The 16,523-nt window shown below is 39.1% G+C and carries 9 protein-coding genes; 1 reads left to right on the forward strand and 8 read right to left on the reverse strand.

All coding sequences use genetic code 11. The features are described from left to right. The 8 genes from Q0E20_RS08635 to Q0E20_RS08670 all read right to left on the reverse strand — a co-directional run. Positions 1-722, reverse strand: a 722-nt coding sequence (locus tag Q0E20_RS08635) for an elongation factor Tu (RefSeq protein ID WP_295999041.1), incomplete at its 3' end; no start/stop codon positions are given. 50 nt (positions 723-772) lie between these two features. After that, positions 773-2,848, reverse strand: a complete 2,076-nt coding sequence (fusA, locus tag Q0E20_RS08640; protein WP_005385490.1) for an elongation factor G — start codon at positions 2,846-2,848, stop codon at positions 773-775. A gap of 15 nt (positions 2,849-2,863) precedes the next feature. Beyond that, positions 2,864-3,334, reverse strand: a complete 471-nt coding sequence (gene rpsG / locus Q0E20_RS08645) for a 30S ribosomal protein S7 (RefSeq protein WP_004693556.1) — start codon at positions 3,332-3,334, stop codon at positions 2,864-2,866. Between the two features lie 52 nt (positions 3,335-3,386). Beyond that, complete coding sequence (gene rpsL, locus Q0E20_RS08650; RefSeq protein ID WP_004693554.1) at positions 3,387-3,761, reverse strand: 30S ribosomal protein S12; 375 nt, start codon at positions 3,759-3,761, stop codon at positions 3,387-3,389. Positions 3,762-3,837: 76 nt separating this feature from the next. After that, positions 3,838-4,083 (reverse strand): ribosomal L7Ae/L30e/S12e/Gadd45 family protein, encoded by a 246-nt coding sequence (locus tag Q0E20_RS08655; RefSeq protein ID WP_295999044.1) that lies wholly within the window; start codon positions 4,081-4,083, stop codon positions 3,838-3,840. 365 nt (positions 4,084-4,448) lie between these two features. Then, on the reverse strand, positions 4,449-8,654 hold the full coding sequence (gene rpoC, locus Q0E20_RS08660; protein WP_295999046.1) for a DNA-directed RNA polymerase subunit beta': 4,206 nt from the start codon (positions 8,652-8,654) through the stop codon (positions 4,449-4,451). A gap of 29 nt (positions 8,655-8,683) precedes the next feature. Continuing rightward, positions 8,684-12,832: a DNA-directed RNA polymerase subunit beta gene (gene rpoB / locus Q0E20_RS08665; RefSeq protein ID WP_295999047.1), complete on the reverse strand. Its 4,149-nt coding sequence runs from the start codon at positions 12,830-12,832 to the stop codon at positions 8,684-8,686. 336 nt (positions 12,833-13,168) lie between these two features. Continuing rightward, positions 13,169-14,584 (reverse strand): aspartate ammonia-lyase, encoded by a 1,416-nt coding sequence (locus tag Q0E20_RS08670; protein ID WP_295999050.1) that lies wholly within the window; start codon positions 14,582-14,584, stop codon positions 13,169-13,171. Between the two features lie 212 nt (positions 14,585-14,796). Here Q0E20_RS08670 and Q0E20_RS08675 point away from each other — a divergent pair, with 212 nt between their 5' ends. Next, entirely contained in the window at positions 14,797-16,443 is a 1,647-nt protein-coding gene (locus Q0E20_RS08675; protein WP_295999053.1) for a glycosyltransferase family 39 protein, read from the forward strand. Positions 16,444-16,523: the final 80 nt, after the last annotated feature.

Genomic DNA, 16,523 nt, shown 5'->3' on the forward strand with positions numbered 1-16,523 from the left:
TCACCAACGTTTACTTGACCACGTTCAACACGGCCAGTTGCTACTGTACCACGACCAGTGATTGTGAAAACGTCTTCTACAGGCATCAAGAAAGGTTTATCAGTATCACGAACTGGAGTTGGAATGTAGGAATCTACAGCATCCATCAATTCGTCGATTTTAGCTACATATTGAGCGTCGCCTTCCAAAGCTTTCAAAGCAGAACCTACGATAATAGGTACTTCGTCGCCAGGGAATTCGTAGGAAGAAAGAAGTTCACGAACTTCCATTTCAACCAATTCGATCAATTCTTCGTCATCAACCATGTCAGCTTTGTTCAAGAATACAACGATTGCAGGAACACCAACTTGGCGAGCCAACAAGATGTGTTCACGAGTTTGAGGCATAGGGCCATCAGCTGCGGAACATACCAAGATAGCGCCGTCCATTTGAGCCGCACCAGTGATCATGTTTTTAACATAGTCAGCATGGCCTGGGCAGTCAACGTGTGCATAGTGACGATTAGCAGTTTCGTATTCAACGTGTGCAGTGTTGATTGTGATACCACGTTCACGTTCTTCTGGAGCTTTATCGATATTGCTGTAATCTTGGAATTCAGCTTGACCTTTTTCAGCCAATACTTTAGTGATTGCAGCAGTCAAAGTAGTTTTACCATGGTCAACGTGACCGATTGTACCGATATTAACATGCGGTTTCGTACGTTCAAATTTTTCTTTTGCCATTTTAAATTATCCTCCGAGGAAAATAGTAATTCTATTAATCTAATGTAAGATTAACCGTTTTTCTTTGCTTGAATTTCTTCAGCAATTTTCTTAGGAACTTCTTCGTAATGATCGAATGTCATGGAGTAGTTACCGCGACCTTGAGTTTTGGAACGAAGGTCTGTTGCGTAACCGAACATTTCGCTCAATGGAACATATGCTTTGATATGTTGGTTACCATTACGAGCTTCCATGCCGTCCATACGACCACGACGGGAGTTCAAGTCACCGATAACGTCGCCCATGTATTCTTCAGGAACGTCTACTTCTACGGACATGTATGGTTCAAGCAATGCAGGGTCTGCTTTGCGAGCACCTTCTTTAAAGCCCATGGAACCAGCGATTTTGAAGGCCATTTCGTTGGAGTCAACGTCATGATAGGAGCCGTCAAATACGATAACTTTGATGTCAACCATTGGATAACCAGCAATAACACCGGATTCCATAGCTTCTTTAACACCATTTTCAACAGGTCCGATGTATTCACGAGGAATTGCACCACCTACGACCTTATTTTCAAATTCGAAGCCAGCACCTGGTTCTTGTGGAATCAATTCCAACCAGCAGTGACCATATTGACCACGACCACCAGATTGACGAACAAATTTACCTTCAGATTTAACAGCTTTACGGATAGTTTCACGATATGCTACTTGAGGTTTACCTACGTTACATTCTACTTTGAATTCACGGTTCATGCGGTCAACAATGATATCCAAGTGAAGTTCGCCCATACCGGAGATAATAGTTTGACCTGTTTCTTCATCAGTACGAACTTTGAAAGTAGGATCTTCTTCTGCCAAACGAGCAAGAGCTGTACCCATTTTTTCTTGGTCAGCTTTTGTTTTAGGTTCAACAGCAACAGAGATAACTGGTTCAGGGAATTCCATGGATTCAAGAATTACAGGATTCTTTTCGTCACAAAGAGTATCACCAGTAGTAGTATCTTTCAAGCCTACAGCTGCAGCAATGTCGCCAGCGTAAACCATGTCGATTTCTTTACGAGTGTTAGCGTGCATTTGAAGGATACGGCCAATACGTTCTTTCTTACCTTTTGTGGAGTTGAAAACGTAGGAACCGGATTCCAATGTACCGGAGTACACACGGAAGAACGCTAATTTACCAACATAAGGGTCAGCCATGATTTTGAATGCCAATGCGGAGAATGGTTCATCATCGGAAGAAGGACGAGTAGTTTCTTCTTCTGTACCAGGAACGACACCTTTAATAGCTGGAATGTCGATAGGAGCCGGCATGTAATCTACAACAGCGTCCAATAACATTTGTACACCTTTGTTTTTGTAGGAAGAACCACAAAGAACTGGGAACAATTGGTTAGCAATAACTGCTTTACGCAATGCTGTTTTCAATTCTTCAATGGAGATTTCTTCACCTTCCAAATATTTCATCATGATATCATCATCAGTTTCAGCGATAGCATCAATCATCATTTCGCGACGAGCTTCAGCTACTTCTTGATATTCTGCTGGGATATCAGTAATTTCATATTCTTTACCGTCATCGGATTTGTAAATTTCCGCTTTCATAGTCATCAAATCGATGATGCCTTCGAAAGTATCTTCAGCGCCGATTGGCACTTGGATAGCTACGGAATTTGCACCCAAACGGGATTTCATCATATCAACTACGTTGAAGAAGTCAGCACCTACTGTATCCATCTTATTTACATAAGCGATACGAGGTACGCCGTAGTTAGATGCTTGACGCCATACTGTTTCGGATTGAGGTTCAACGCCACCTTTAGCACTGAACACCGCTACGGAGCCATCAAGTACACGAAGAGAACGTTCTACTTCTACAGTAAAGTCAACGTGACCAGGAGTATCGATGATATTGATACGATGATCTTTCCAGTGACATGTTGTCGCCGCAGAAGTGATTGTGATACCACGTTCTTGTTCTTGCGCCATCCAGTCCATCGTAGCAGCACCTTCATGTACTTCGCCGATTTTGTGAACAATACCTGTATAGTAGAGGATACGTTCTGTAGTTGTTGTTTTACCAGCATCGATGTGAGCCATGATACCGATATTACGAGTTTTTGCTAGGGAAAACTCTCTTGCCACAGTTGTCACCTCTTATTACCAACGATAATGAGCAAATGCTTTATTAGCTTCTGCCATTTTATGAGTATCTTCTTTTTTCTTGATTGCAGCGCCTGCATTGTTGAAAGCGTCCATCAATTCGCCTGCTAAACGTTCTTTCATAGTGCGTTCACCACGAAGACGAGCGTAGTTTACAACCCAACGAATACCGAGGGTTTGACGGCGATCAGCACGAACTTCAACTGGCACTTGGTAGTTAGCACCACCGATACGGCGAGCACGTACTTCAAGTACAGGCATAACATTTTTCAATGCTTGATCAAAAACTTCCATTGGGTCTTGACCCATTTTGGAACGAATAATTTCAAATGCATCATATACGATAGTTTCAGCAATGCCTTTTTTGCCATCGTACATAACTTTGTTAATGAAACGTGTTACTAATTTGCTGTTGTACACCGGATCTGGAAGTACATCACGTTTCGGAACAGGGCCTTTTCTTGGCATGTTCAATTCCTCCTTTATAATGATGTGTGTTAATTTCGTTTAATAGCTAAAATTATTTTTTAGCTTTTTTCGCGCCATATTTGGAACGACTTTGCATACGGTTTTGTACGCCAGCTGTATCCAATGCACCACGAACGATGTGATAACGCACACCTGGAAGGTCTTTTACACGACCGCCTCTGATAAGTACAACACTGTGTTCTTGTAAATTGTGACCAATGCCTGGGATGTAAGCAGTTACTTCAATAGCGTTTGTCAAACGTACACGGGCAACTTTACGAAGCGCGGAGTTTGGTTTCTTTGGAGTAGCTGTGTACACACGAGTACATACACCACGTTTTTGTGGAGATTCTTGAAGCGCTGGAGCTGTAGATTTTTTAGTCAAGCTCATGCGACCTTTGCGTACTAGCTGATTGATTGTTGGCATTTGGGCACCTCCTTTCCAAATTTGAGATTTATAATTGATCCGTTATAACCAAGTGTTACATCGGATATTACCAAAATTAACGTAGGATGCCCACCGCTGTAGCCCGTACCTTAATGCGGCACGCACGACCGAGGTCATCCATCGTATGCTTATCGTCGAACGGTATATTATGTTCCACACAAGCCATCCGTACAGGATCTACTACGTAGCTATCACTATCGCAGCCGAGAAACACAAACTTAACAGAGCCTTTTGCAATTGATTTCATCGTTTGCTTAGCACCTATTGCTTTGTTCGCCGATGCTAAATGGGCAATGTCCATAGTTACATCTTCTCCTTACGAAACTATGCTCAGGGCACACTTACCCTCTAAGCACTATGTAAGTATATCAATTACTTAAACGCATGTCAAAGGGTTTTTAATACTCAAAACCGCTATTTTACTGTATTTAATATGTACACCTATCCGTGTGTATCATTTATAAGAATTACATGAAACATTCTCGTTTTTTTATACAAATATTGAAATTTCTACTTATTTTTATACACTTTATACATACTCAATCTTTTTAACGCAGTTTCATTATGCAAAATTGATATAATAAGAAAGAGATATTCCTAAATTATATACTAATCTAGAAATATCTCTTTTTATCTTTTAATCATAGTGGAATAAACTATATAGACTTATTCTTCTATGATTTCACCATCATCAGTTAATTCTAAAATTTCAGGAGCTTTTTTAACTACTTCAATTTTGCGGTAACGGCTCATACCTGTACCAGCAGGAATCAACTTACCAATGATAACATTTTCTTTAAGACCCAATAATGGATCAATTTTGCCTTTAATAGCAGCATCAGTAAGAACGCGTGTAGTTTCTTGGAAAGATGCAGCAGACAAGAAGGAGTCTGTAGCCAAAGCAGCTTTAGTAATCCCCAACAATGTGCGTTTACCTGTAGCATTTTCACGGCCATTTAATGTTAAACGACGATTTTCTTCATCAAATGTATTGATGTCAATCATATCGCCAGGAAGCATATCTGCATCTCCAGCTGTTTCAATCTTAACCTTATGAAGCATTTGTCGAACAATGACTTCAATGTGTTTATCATTAATTTCTACACCTTGAGATTTATATACTTTTTGTACTTCATATACAAGATAGCGTTGTGTAGCTTGTGTACCCATTACACGCATGATGTCATGAGGGTTAATGGAACCTTCTGTCAAACGTGCACCTAAGGATACAACATCACCATCTTTAACGATAATACGAGAACCATAAGGGATAAGGTAATCTAGTTCAATACCATCTTCACCTGTAATAAAAATAGTATTAGTACCTTTTTTACCTTCATTAGGTACAACACGTACTACACCTTCATTTTCCGCAATGATTGCATTACGTTTTGGTTTACGTGCTTCGAACAATTCTTCAACACGAGGCAAACCTTGTGTAATATCGTCACCTGCTACACCGCCTGTATGGAATGTACGCATTGTCAACTGTGTACCAGGTTCACCGATGGATTGCGCCGCAATAATACCAACTGCTTCACCGACTTGAACTTGATCACCTGTACCAAGATCACGGCCATAACACTTACGGCATACGCCATAAGGGCTGCGACAAGTCAATACGGAACGGATCTTAACAATATCGTAGTGTTTTACAACTTCATCAGCAAGTTCTTCTGTAATTTCACCATTCAACGGAACGATAACTTCACCAGTTTCCTTATTTACTAATTCTTCAGCTGCAATACGACCTACGATACGGTCTTTCAATGGTTCAATAATACCAGTACCTTCAACGATAGCTTCTACTTCAATACCGTTGATTTCATTATTACGTACTTGTACTTCTTTTACATCAGAGTTAAGAATTGCTTCAATACCTTCTTCTGTAAGGCGTGTATCAGCAGGATAGATTTCTACACCATTGCTATCCACGATAGCATTCACAGTATCCTTATTCAACATGTTTTGAACCATAGTTTCTTTCAATGTTGCACGGATACTATCGTCGCTTTCACCAAGAAGGATTTTTTGAACTAAATTAGTATGGTTAATATCGCTATCAGAGCCCAAATGCGCACCACGCAAGGAGATAGCTGTTACACCAGCATCTGAGATATCAGCTAAGCTTTGTTCATCAAGAATAGTTTCTGCAGGAACAGCCAATTCACCTGTTTCAGCATTTATTACATCTTTATCGAGAACACGACCAATCAACTTGTCTTTCAACATTTCAAGAGCTTGACGAGGTGATGTAGCCAAACGTGCGCGTTCACGAACGAGATCGATACCTACAACGTCACAATCGTCCTCACGAACGATAACGTCTTGAGATACATCAACAAGACGACGAGTCAAATAACCGGAGTCAGCTGTACGAAGTGCTGTATCAGCCAAACCTTTACGAGCACCATGAGAGGACGTAAAGTAATCCAATACGGTCAAACCTTCTTTAAAGTTTGCCTTGATTGGCAAGTCGATGATACGACCAGATGGATCAGCCATCAACCCACGCATACCAGCAAGCTGACGAATTTGTTGTTTGTTACCGCGGGCACCGGAGATAGCCATCATATATACAGGGTTAAAGCCATCTTTATCGCGCGCCATATTATCCATCATGGCATCCGTAACATCTTCTGTTGCTTTTGTCCACAATTGGATAGTTTTGCGGTAACGTTCTTCTTCTGTAATGAGACCACGACGGTATAAACGAGATACTTTTTCTACGTCTTGTTCTGCAGTATCGAGTAAATCGAATTTTTCTTCTGGTACTTTAATATCCGCAATAGCTACTGTCATACCTGCACGACGTGCAAAGGAATAACCAAGAGATTTAATTCTGTCTAAGAGTTCAGCAGTTTTTTCATTGCCGAATAATTGGAAACATTGATCTACAAGTTTACCAACGGTCTTCTTATCCATAACCTTACCTAATGTGTAAGTACCATCTTCTTTTTGTTCATATTGCCATAATTCTGGGAACAAAGCGTTATTAAAGATCAAACGACCAGCTGTGGTTTCTACACGACCGTGTTCCGGCAAACGAATGTATAAAATATCTTGCAAACCGATAACATGAGAGTCGTAAGCAAGCATTACTTCATCATAAGTAGCAAACGTTTTTGCTTTATCACGTGTATCTTCGCGTACAACTGTTAGGTAGTATGTGCCCAAAATCATATCTTGAGATGGAATAGCAACTGGCTTACCGTCTTTTGTTGATAAAATATTATGAACGGAAAGCATCAATGTACGAGCTTCGGATTGAGCTTCTACGGACAATGGTAAATGACAAGCCATTTGGTCACCATCAAAATCGGCGTTGAAGGCTGTACATACCAATGGATGCAATTTAATAGCACGACCTTCCCAAAGGATTGGTTCGAAGGCTTGGATACCAAGTCTATGCAATGTAGGGGCACGGTTCAATAGAACTGGATGTTCTTTGATAACCTCTTCCAAGGATTCCCATACACCAGGACCTACGCGTTCCACTTGGCGCTTAGCAGCCTTAATATTGGATGCTTGTCCACGTTCTACCAAGCGTTTCATAACAAATGGTTTGAACAATTCCAATGCCATTTCTTTAGGCAAACCACATTGGTGCATTTTGAGTTCAGGACCTACTACGATAACGGAACGACCCGAGTAGTCAACACGTTTACCGAGCAAGTTTTGACGGAAACGACCTTGTTTACCTTTCAGCATATCGGACAAGGATTTTAATGGGCGGTTGCCAGGGCCTGTTACAGGACGACCACGACGACCATTATCAATCAATGCATCAACCGCTTCTTGAAGCATGCGTTTTTCGTTGCGCACAATAATATCAGGAGCACCTAAGTCCAACAAACGTTTCAAACGATTATTACGGTTGATAACACGACGGTATAAATCGTTGAGGTCAGAGGTAGCAAAACGACCACCATCCAATTGAACCATAGGTCGCAATTCAGGTGGGATAACAGGAACAACATCCATAATCATCCATTCTGGGCGGTTACCAGATTGACGGAATGCTTCTACAACTTCTAAACGGCGAACTGCACGAATTTTACGTTGACCACTGGCAGTATTCAACTCTTCACGCAATTCTGCATTCAATTGTTCTAAATCAAGTTCAGACAATAATGCTTTTACAGCTTCTGCCCCCATGTCGATACATACGAATAAGATTTCTTCTGTAGCACCTAATTCGTAGCGTTCTTCACGAGTTAATTCTTCATATTCTTTATCGGCTTCTGGTATTGTAGCATCTTCACGAAGTGCTTCATTATAACGTTCTTTACGTTGTGCTTCGCGAACAATAGCCAAACGTTCATTACGTTGTGCCACAGTTTCAATAACTACAGATTTACCACCGATAGAATATCCTTCTTCGTTGAATTGAGCTTCATATTCACGGTATTCTTGCTCAGATAATAATTGGCGTTTGGCCAATGGACTACCTGCAGGATCAACTACGATATAGGAAGCAAAATACAATACGCGTTCCAAAGAACGTGGGGATACATCAAGGATAAGGCCCATACGAGATGGAATACCCTTAAAATACCAAATGTGGGAAACAGGGGTAGCCAATTCAATATGGCCCATACGTTCACGACGTACTTTAGCGCGAGTTACTTCTACGCCACATTTATCGCAGACAACACCTTTATGGCGTATGCGTTTATATTTACCGCAGTGACATTCCCAATCTTTTGTTGGTCCAAAAATGCGTTCGCAAAATAGACCATCACGTTCTGGCTTTAACGTACGGTAGTTAATTGTTTCTGGTTTTTTAACTTCCCCATGAGACCATTCTAAAATCTGCTCTGGAGAGGCTAAACCGATTCGCATGGAATCAAATTCATTTACGTCTAGCACTACTATCGCTCCCTTCCTTATATTCAGTGTCAGTCTTCATCTGCGGAGGATTCACTAATTGGATATGCTAATTGGCTAAGAATATCATCATCGCCACCATTAGATACTTCTTCCTCTGCTTCTGGTTCTACAACTGTTACTTCATCTGTTTCAACAGCATCGCCGTCCATAACATCTTCAATACCAGTTTCAACCACTTCATCTTCGTCATCAAGTTCTTTCATAACAACTTCTTCTTGATCTTCGTTCAAGATTTTTACATCAAGGCCGATACTTTGAAGTTCTTTGAGCAATACTTTGAAGGACTCAGGCACACCTGGTTCAGGAATATTTTCACCTTTAACAATTTTTTCGTATGCTTTCACACGACCAACAACGTCATCAGACTTAACCGTTAATAGCTCTTGAAGAGTATAGGCTGCGCCATATGCTTCGAGAGCCCAAACTTCCATTTCCCCAAAACGTTGACCACCAAATTGAGCTTTACCACCCAATGGTTGTTGCGTAACAAGGGAGTACGGACCTGTGGAGCGCGCATGAATCTTATCATCAACCAAATGGTGAAGTTTCAACATGTATACGTAACCAACTGTAACGCGGTTATCCATAGGTTCACCAGTACGGCCATCGTACAATACAGTTTTACCATCATTTGGACGACCAGCTATATCCAATGTTTCAAATACATCTTTTTCATGTGCACCGTCGAATACAGGTGTAGCAATATGAATACCAGCTACATCTGGTTTTGGCATGCCATATGTATCATAGTCATAGCCTAATTTTTCCAAATCATTGCGAATTTCAATGCGTTTAGCACGAGCTTCTTCAATGTGATTCAATGTAGCACGTACCTTATTAATGCGTTCTAACTCTTCTACAAGAGCTGGATCCATTTCAGGTGCTTCTTCTTCTGTGCCAAAATATTCCATATGAAGTGCATTATATTTAGATTCTAATGCTTTCAATTCATTGTAACGAGCTTCGCCACCAAGTGCAGCCAATTTCTTTTGTGCTGCTTCTTCTACGTGACCCATGATTTGAGATTTTAAATCAATGATTTTTTCATCAATATCAAAATGAGCTACTGTTACATCTTCTTTTGCTTGAGCTTCTAATTCTTCAATTTCAGCATATAACTTACGAATAGCATCAATTTGTTCCCAATAGGATTCATCAGTGCGTGCTTCTTTCAATACATTTTGAATATGAAGATCAGTTGCTTTAATTTTCATGCCCAGTCCTTGAACAGCCCAACCTAAGTGAGTTTCAAGAACCTGACCAATATTCATACGAGAAGGTACGCCCAATGGATTCAATACGATTTGTACTGGAGTACCATCTGGAAGGAATGGCATATCTTCTTTTCTCATAACGCGAGAAACGACACCTTTATTACCATGACGGCCGGCCATTTTATCGCCTTCATGAATTTTACGTTTTTGAGCAATATAAACGCGAACAAGTTTATTTACACCTGGTTGTAACTCATCACCATTTTCGCGTGTAAAGACTTTAACATCTACAACTTTACCACATTCACCATGAGGTACACGTAGAGAGGTATCGCGAACTTCGCGTTCTTTATCACCAAAGATAGCACGTAACAAACGTTCTTCTGGTGTTAATTCAGTTTCACCTTTTGGTGTAGCCTTACCAACGAGGATATCACCAGGATGTACTTCTGCACCAATGCAGATGATACCATCTTCGTCTAGATTTTTAAGTGTATCATCACCAGTATTAGGCAATTCACGAGTGATTTCTTCGGCACCTAGTTTAGTGTCGCGCGCATCACATTCGTATTCTTCAATATGAATGGATGTATAGATATCTTCTTTGCAAAGTTCTTCACTAAGCAAGATAGCATCTTCGTAGTTATAACCTTCCCAAGGCATGAACGCTACAAGAACATTGAAGCCAAGAGCCAATTCACCACCATCAGTAGCAGGACCATCGGCCAATACTTGACCTTTTACAACATGGTCACCACGGTTAACGATTGGTTTTTGGTTAAAGCATGTGGATTGGTTAGAACGAAGGAATTTATTCAAACGGTATGTATCAACACGACCATCGCTATCGCGAAGAACGTGGATTTCATTACCCCAGCAACGTACGACTTTACCCGCTTCGCGTGCCAATACACAAACACCGGAGTCTGTAGCAGCTGTATATTCCATACCTGTACCAACTAAAGGTGCTTGAGCACGAAGCAAAGGCACTGCTTGACGTTGCATGTTCGCACCCATCAAGGCACGGTTCGCATCATCGTTTTCGAGGAATGGAATCATAGCTGTACCAATAGATACAACTTCTTTTGGACTAACGTCCATGTAATCAACCTTATCAGGTGTTACTTCTAATACGTCATGACCACGACGACATGCTACATGATCATTAGCAAAACAACCTTCTGCATCAAGAGGGGAGTTCGCTTGGGCAATTGTCATGCCTTCTTCTTCATCGGCAGTCATATAAGCAACGCTTTCAGATACGCGTACTTTAACAACTTTATCTGCATCAGCACCTTCGCCATAAATCTTTTCAACCTTACGATATGGAGCTTCGATAAAACCAAACTCATTAACCTTCGCATAGTTAGATAAGGAGTTAATCAAGCCAATGTTAGGACCTTCTGGAGTTTCAATAGGACACATACGGCCATAGTGAGAGTGATGCACGTCACGAACTTCGAAACCAGCACGTTCACGAGATAAACCGCCAGGTCCAAGAGCAGATAGACGACGTTTATGTGTCAATTCCGCTAATGGATTTGTTTGGTCCATAAATTGAGACAACTGAGAAGAACCAAAGAATTCTTTAATAGCTGCTACTACAGGTCGAATATTAATCAATGCTTGTGGTGTGATAGATTCAATTTCTTGAATTGTCATACGTTCACGCACAACACGTTCCATACGAGTCAAACCGATACGGAATTGATTTTGTAATAATTCGCCTACACAACGAAGGCGACGGTTACCCAAATGGTCAATATCATCTGTATGACCAGCACCATCCATCAAATTCAAAAGGTAAGAGATATTAGCAATCATATCTTCTCTTGTAACTGTACGATGGTTAAATTCTAAGTTACAGTTATTGCAAATGATTTTGGATACTACACCATCTGGATTAGTGATATAGAATTCAGCAAAACCTTCACCACCGAATACACCGCTGTTAGCAACGATGTCAAGTTGTTCTTCTCCAACTTGTACACCTGCATCAAGGATGATTTCACCTGTTTCAGTATCAACAATTGGTTGTGCCAATGTTTGACCCAACATACGTTGACGCCAACCTAGTTTTTTGTTTAATTTATAACGACCTACGCGCGCTAAGTCATAACGGCGAGCATCGAAGAATAAATTATCGAATAAATTACGGGCAGATTCTACAGTAGGAGGTTCACCTGGACGTAATTTTTTATAGATTTCTACCAATGCTTCATCAGCAGATTGAGTTGTATCTTTTTCTAATGTACGAACAATACGTTCATCGTATACTGGCAAGCCATCTTCGTCTGTTTGACCGTTCCAGAAAAGGTCAAGAATACTTTCATTTGTATCCCAACCTAATGCACGAACAAGAACAGTAGCTGGCAATTTACGGTTGCGGTCAATCCGAACAGCCACAACTTCGCTAGCATCTGTTTCTAATTCGATCCAAGCACCACGATTTGGAATAACTGTGGATTCATACAAACGGTTACCCATAGTATCGATTTCTTTACCATAGTAAACGCCAGGGGAACGAACTAATTGAGATACGATAACACGTTCTGCACCATTAATAATAAAAGTGCCTGTATCCGTCATCAATGGGAAATCACCCATAAATACTTCTTGCTCTTTAATGTCCATATTTTCAGGATCATTATTAACTAAACGGATATTTACACGAAGTGGTGCTGCGTATGTAGCATCACGATTTTTACACTCATTAATATCATACTTAGGCTCACCTAAGCTAAAACCTTCAAAAGAAAGTACTAAATTACCTGAATTGTCTTTAATCGGAGAAATATCGTTGAAAATATTTTGTAAACCGCTCTCCAAGAACCATTCGTACGATTTACGCTGAATGTCCAACAAATGCGGCATCTTAATAACTTCGTTAATTTTTGCATATGTATAACGAGTCCGTTTGCCTACCTGTTCAGGTTTGAACATATGTGCTTTCCCTCCTTCAAATACACTGGTCCACCATATTTCTATAACGGCATAGAAAAGACATCTTACAGGTCTCAGTTTTCCTGCTTTAATAACGCCAAATAAGCAAGGCCTTTTTTCATTTAAAAATAACCTTGCTCTGTTCATTATCCAAGCACAACCTTGGAAGAAAACCCTTAATACGTAAGTTATAGCTTCTACATGGAAAAGTAGAAAATGCTACTTTTGCAATTTATAATTCTATCATCATACAAAAAAGCTGTCAACCAAAAGGCTAACAGCTTTCATATTTTTCATTTATGATTCATATTATATAACAAAGTTCATTTATTAAAACTAATTGCCTTTGTTTTTTAATAAATTAGCCCCTGCAATACCAGGTCGTGTCATTTCTTTAGGAGAAAGAATATGATTGATTTCTTCTTCAGTCAATAAACCTTTTTCTAAAATAATATCGCGAATAGCACGTCCAGATGTATATGCCTCTTTCGCAAGAGCAGAAGCAGTTTCATAACCAAGATGTGGTAATAACGCAGTTACAATACCAACAGAACGATTCAACCAGTATTCACATTGTTCACGATCCACTTCAAGATCTACAAGCAATTTATCTACAAATGTGTTAACGCCATTTTTAAGATAGCAAAGATTATTAAACAAGTTATATGCCAATACAGGTTCCATTACATTTAGCTCAAATTGACCATTTTCTACAGCCAATGTAATAGTAAGATCATTACCGATAACTTGATAACACACTTGATTCAATACTTCAGCGATAACAGGATTAACCTTACCAGGCATAATGGAAGAACCAGGTTGTCGAGCCGGTAACTTTAATTCCCCAATACCACAACGAGGACCAGATGCCATCAATCGGAAGTCATTCGCCATTTTAATCAATACGAGAGCCGTAACTTTCAACCCACTAGAAATATCTGCAAAAATATCGGTATTATTAGTAGCATCAATTAAATTATCCGCTGTATAGAACGGTTCACCTACGACTTCACTCAATTCATAAGCTACATCATGAATGTAATTTGGTTCCGCATTAAGACCAGTACCAACGGCAGTAGCCCCCATGTTAATTACGTGAGCACCTTCAACAGCAGATTTAATACGTCTAATACCACGGCGAATGCCTGATGCATACGCCCCCATTTCTTGTCCCAACGTAATTGGCACAGCATCTTGTAAATGAGTACGACCCATTTTTAAGATTTCACTATATTCATCAGCCTTTTTCTCAAGCTCATCAACTAGACGTTGCAACGCTTCAAGTAAAGGTTTAGATTTTAGAATTGCACAGACCTTAATAGCAGTTGGAAATGCATCATTCGTAGATTGCGCCATATTACAGTGATTATTAGGACTTACAAAATCATAGCTTCCTTTGGGATGTCCTAAAATTTCACAAGCACGATTTGCTAATACTTCATTCATATTCATATTGACAGAGGTACCAGCACCACCTTGAATTGGATCAACTGGAAATTGATCTGCAAATTGACCTGCAATCACTTCATCTGCAGCTTGAACAATGGCTTTACCAATAGAAACATTGAGACGACCTGTTTTCATATTAGCTAAAGCAGATGCTTTTTTTACCATTGCTAAGGCTTTGATAAAATCTTGATCTAAATGTTTTCCTGTAATATGAAAGTTTTCTAGTGCCCGAATTGTTTGTACTCCATAATATAGCTCATCAGCAACTTCTAATTCACCTAGGAAATCATGTTCTTTTCTCATAACTGCCCTTCTTTCAATCAAATATATATCACATTCAAAATATATTGTATAAAATGGTCTTTCTTTTGAATTTATTATACCATGTATTTTGTATACATAAAAGTCATTTAATATATTCCTTATAAACAATATTCTATATAATTTATTTCATATCATATCTGAACTATTCAAAGTATAATAAAATATAGGAATGTAGTATTAACAAAAAGGAGTTGTTTACAATTAACATTAGTTACAGAACACAAATCATAGCTTTATTTATTATTACAATTATAAGTTATGGTTTTTATAATGCGTATCTACCAATTACGGATCCAGTAGAATCTAACTATGTATTAAGCGCCATAACCATGTTGAATCACAATTCCTGGATTTCTCCTATGATTTATGACCACGTATGGTATGATAAACCACCATTAACATATTGGGCACTTATGATATGTTATAAGTTATTTGGTATTTCCGATTTTGTATCACGAATTCCAAATACATTGATTGCAGGGGCTAGTGTATCGCTCATGTATCATATAGTATATCGTATCAAACAATCCATACCAATCGCTGTAACTAGTGCCATTCTGTTGATGAGCACGTTACAATTTTGGTATATATCACATGCAATTGTGACAGATGGATTTTTATTTTTCTTTAATTTAGCCATCTTCGGCTATACTTACCTAGCTTTTACAAACAAAGATAAAACGTCTATGGTAAAAGCTTATGTAGCCGCCGCATTAGCAGTATTAACAAAAGGACCAATCGGTTTATTATTACCAGGGCTCATCTTATTGCTATATATAGTTTTACGGAAGATATTACAACCGAAAGATATAGAATCTACAATAGTAAAGAATCTAAAAATAGCTTTTAATCCACTTGGTATTTTACTATTTTTTATAATTGCTAGCCCTTGGTACCTGGCAATGTATGCAATCCATGGGCAAGATTTTATAAATGGCTTTTTAGGTCTTCAAAATGTAGGGCGTGCCCTTATATCAGAACATCCAAAATTTGATGTATGGTATTACTATCTCGTCATTACACCACTTGCTTTATTGCCCTGGACACCTGTTGTCATATACCACTTACGCAAGTTAAAGTGGAAAGACCCACTAAATCTACTTGGTGCCATCTGGTTTGTTACTATCTTACTATTTTATTCTATTGTAGCGACTAAGTATTTAACCTATACACTACCTGCAATAATTCCATGTATCATATGGGGCGGTGACACGATTGTTAGCTTGCTTTCACAATCTAAGCTATCTAAACATTTTAACTATTTAGTATTACTACCATTAGGTATATATACATGTATTCTAGGAATCGGCGTGGCACTTAGTGCCAGTGACTACATCTTAGATTATATAATCATAATCAGCTTAGGAGCTCTACTATTTAAAATATCTAAACACTATATCAAAACAGCTCCACAGCTTAGCGCTTTACTCTTAATTCCAATATTAGCCCTATATACAGCTGTTACCATTTCAGTAGCACCAATATTAACGAGTCAATCTGGGATTCAATTTAAATCGTATCTAGAAGATACAAATCAACCAGTCTTTGTATATGGCGGATATTATACTTCTCTTGTGTATTATACAGACCATATACCAACACAAGTATATTTAAATAAAGACGATGACGAACGTTGGGCTAAGGCAAGAAATATTATGCCTACCATCACTAAAGATGAGTTTTTAGATCAACTTCAAAAAAAATCAAATGCCATCGTCATAGTTCCTAACAGAAATATAAAAGACTTTGAAGATTCTGCTGCAGCCATCATTACCAAACCTTTAGGTAAAACTAATGGAGCTACAGTATATAAAGTACAAGATGCTATATCATTTTAATAGAGCGTGTCCTTCGGGGCACGCTTTTTAATATCAATTTTATACAGAGTCATTTCACAGTAATCAGAACGCAAAAAAGG

This window comes from uncultured Veillonella sp. (assembly GCF_934230905.1).
Classification (GTDB): Bacteria; Bacillota; Negativicutes; order Veillonellales; family Veillonellaceae; genus Veillonella.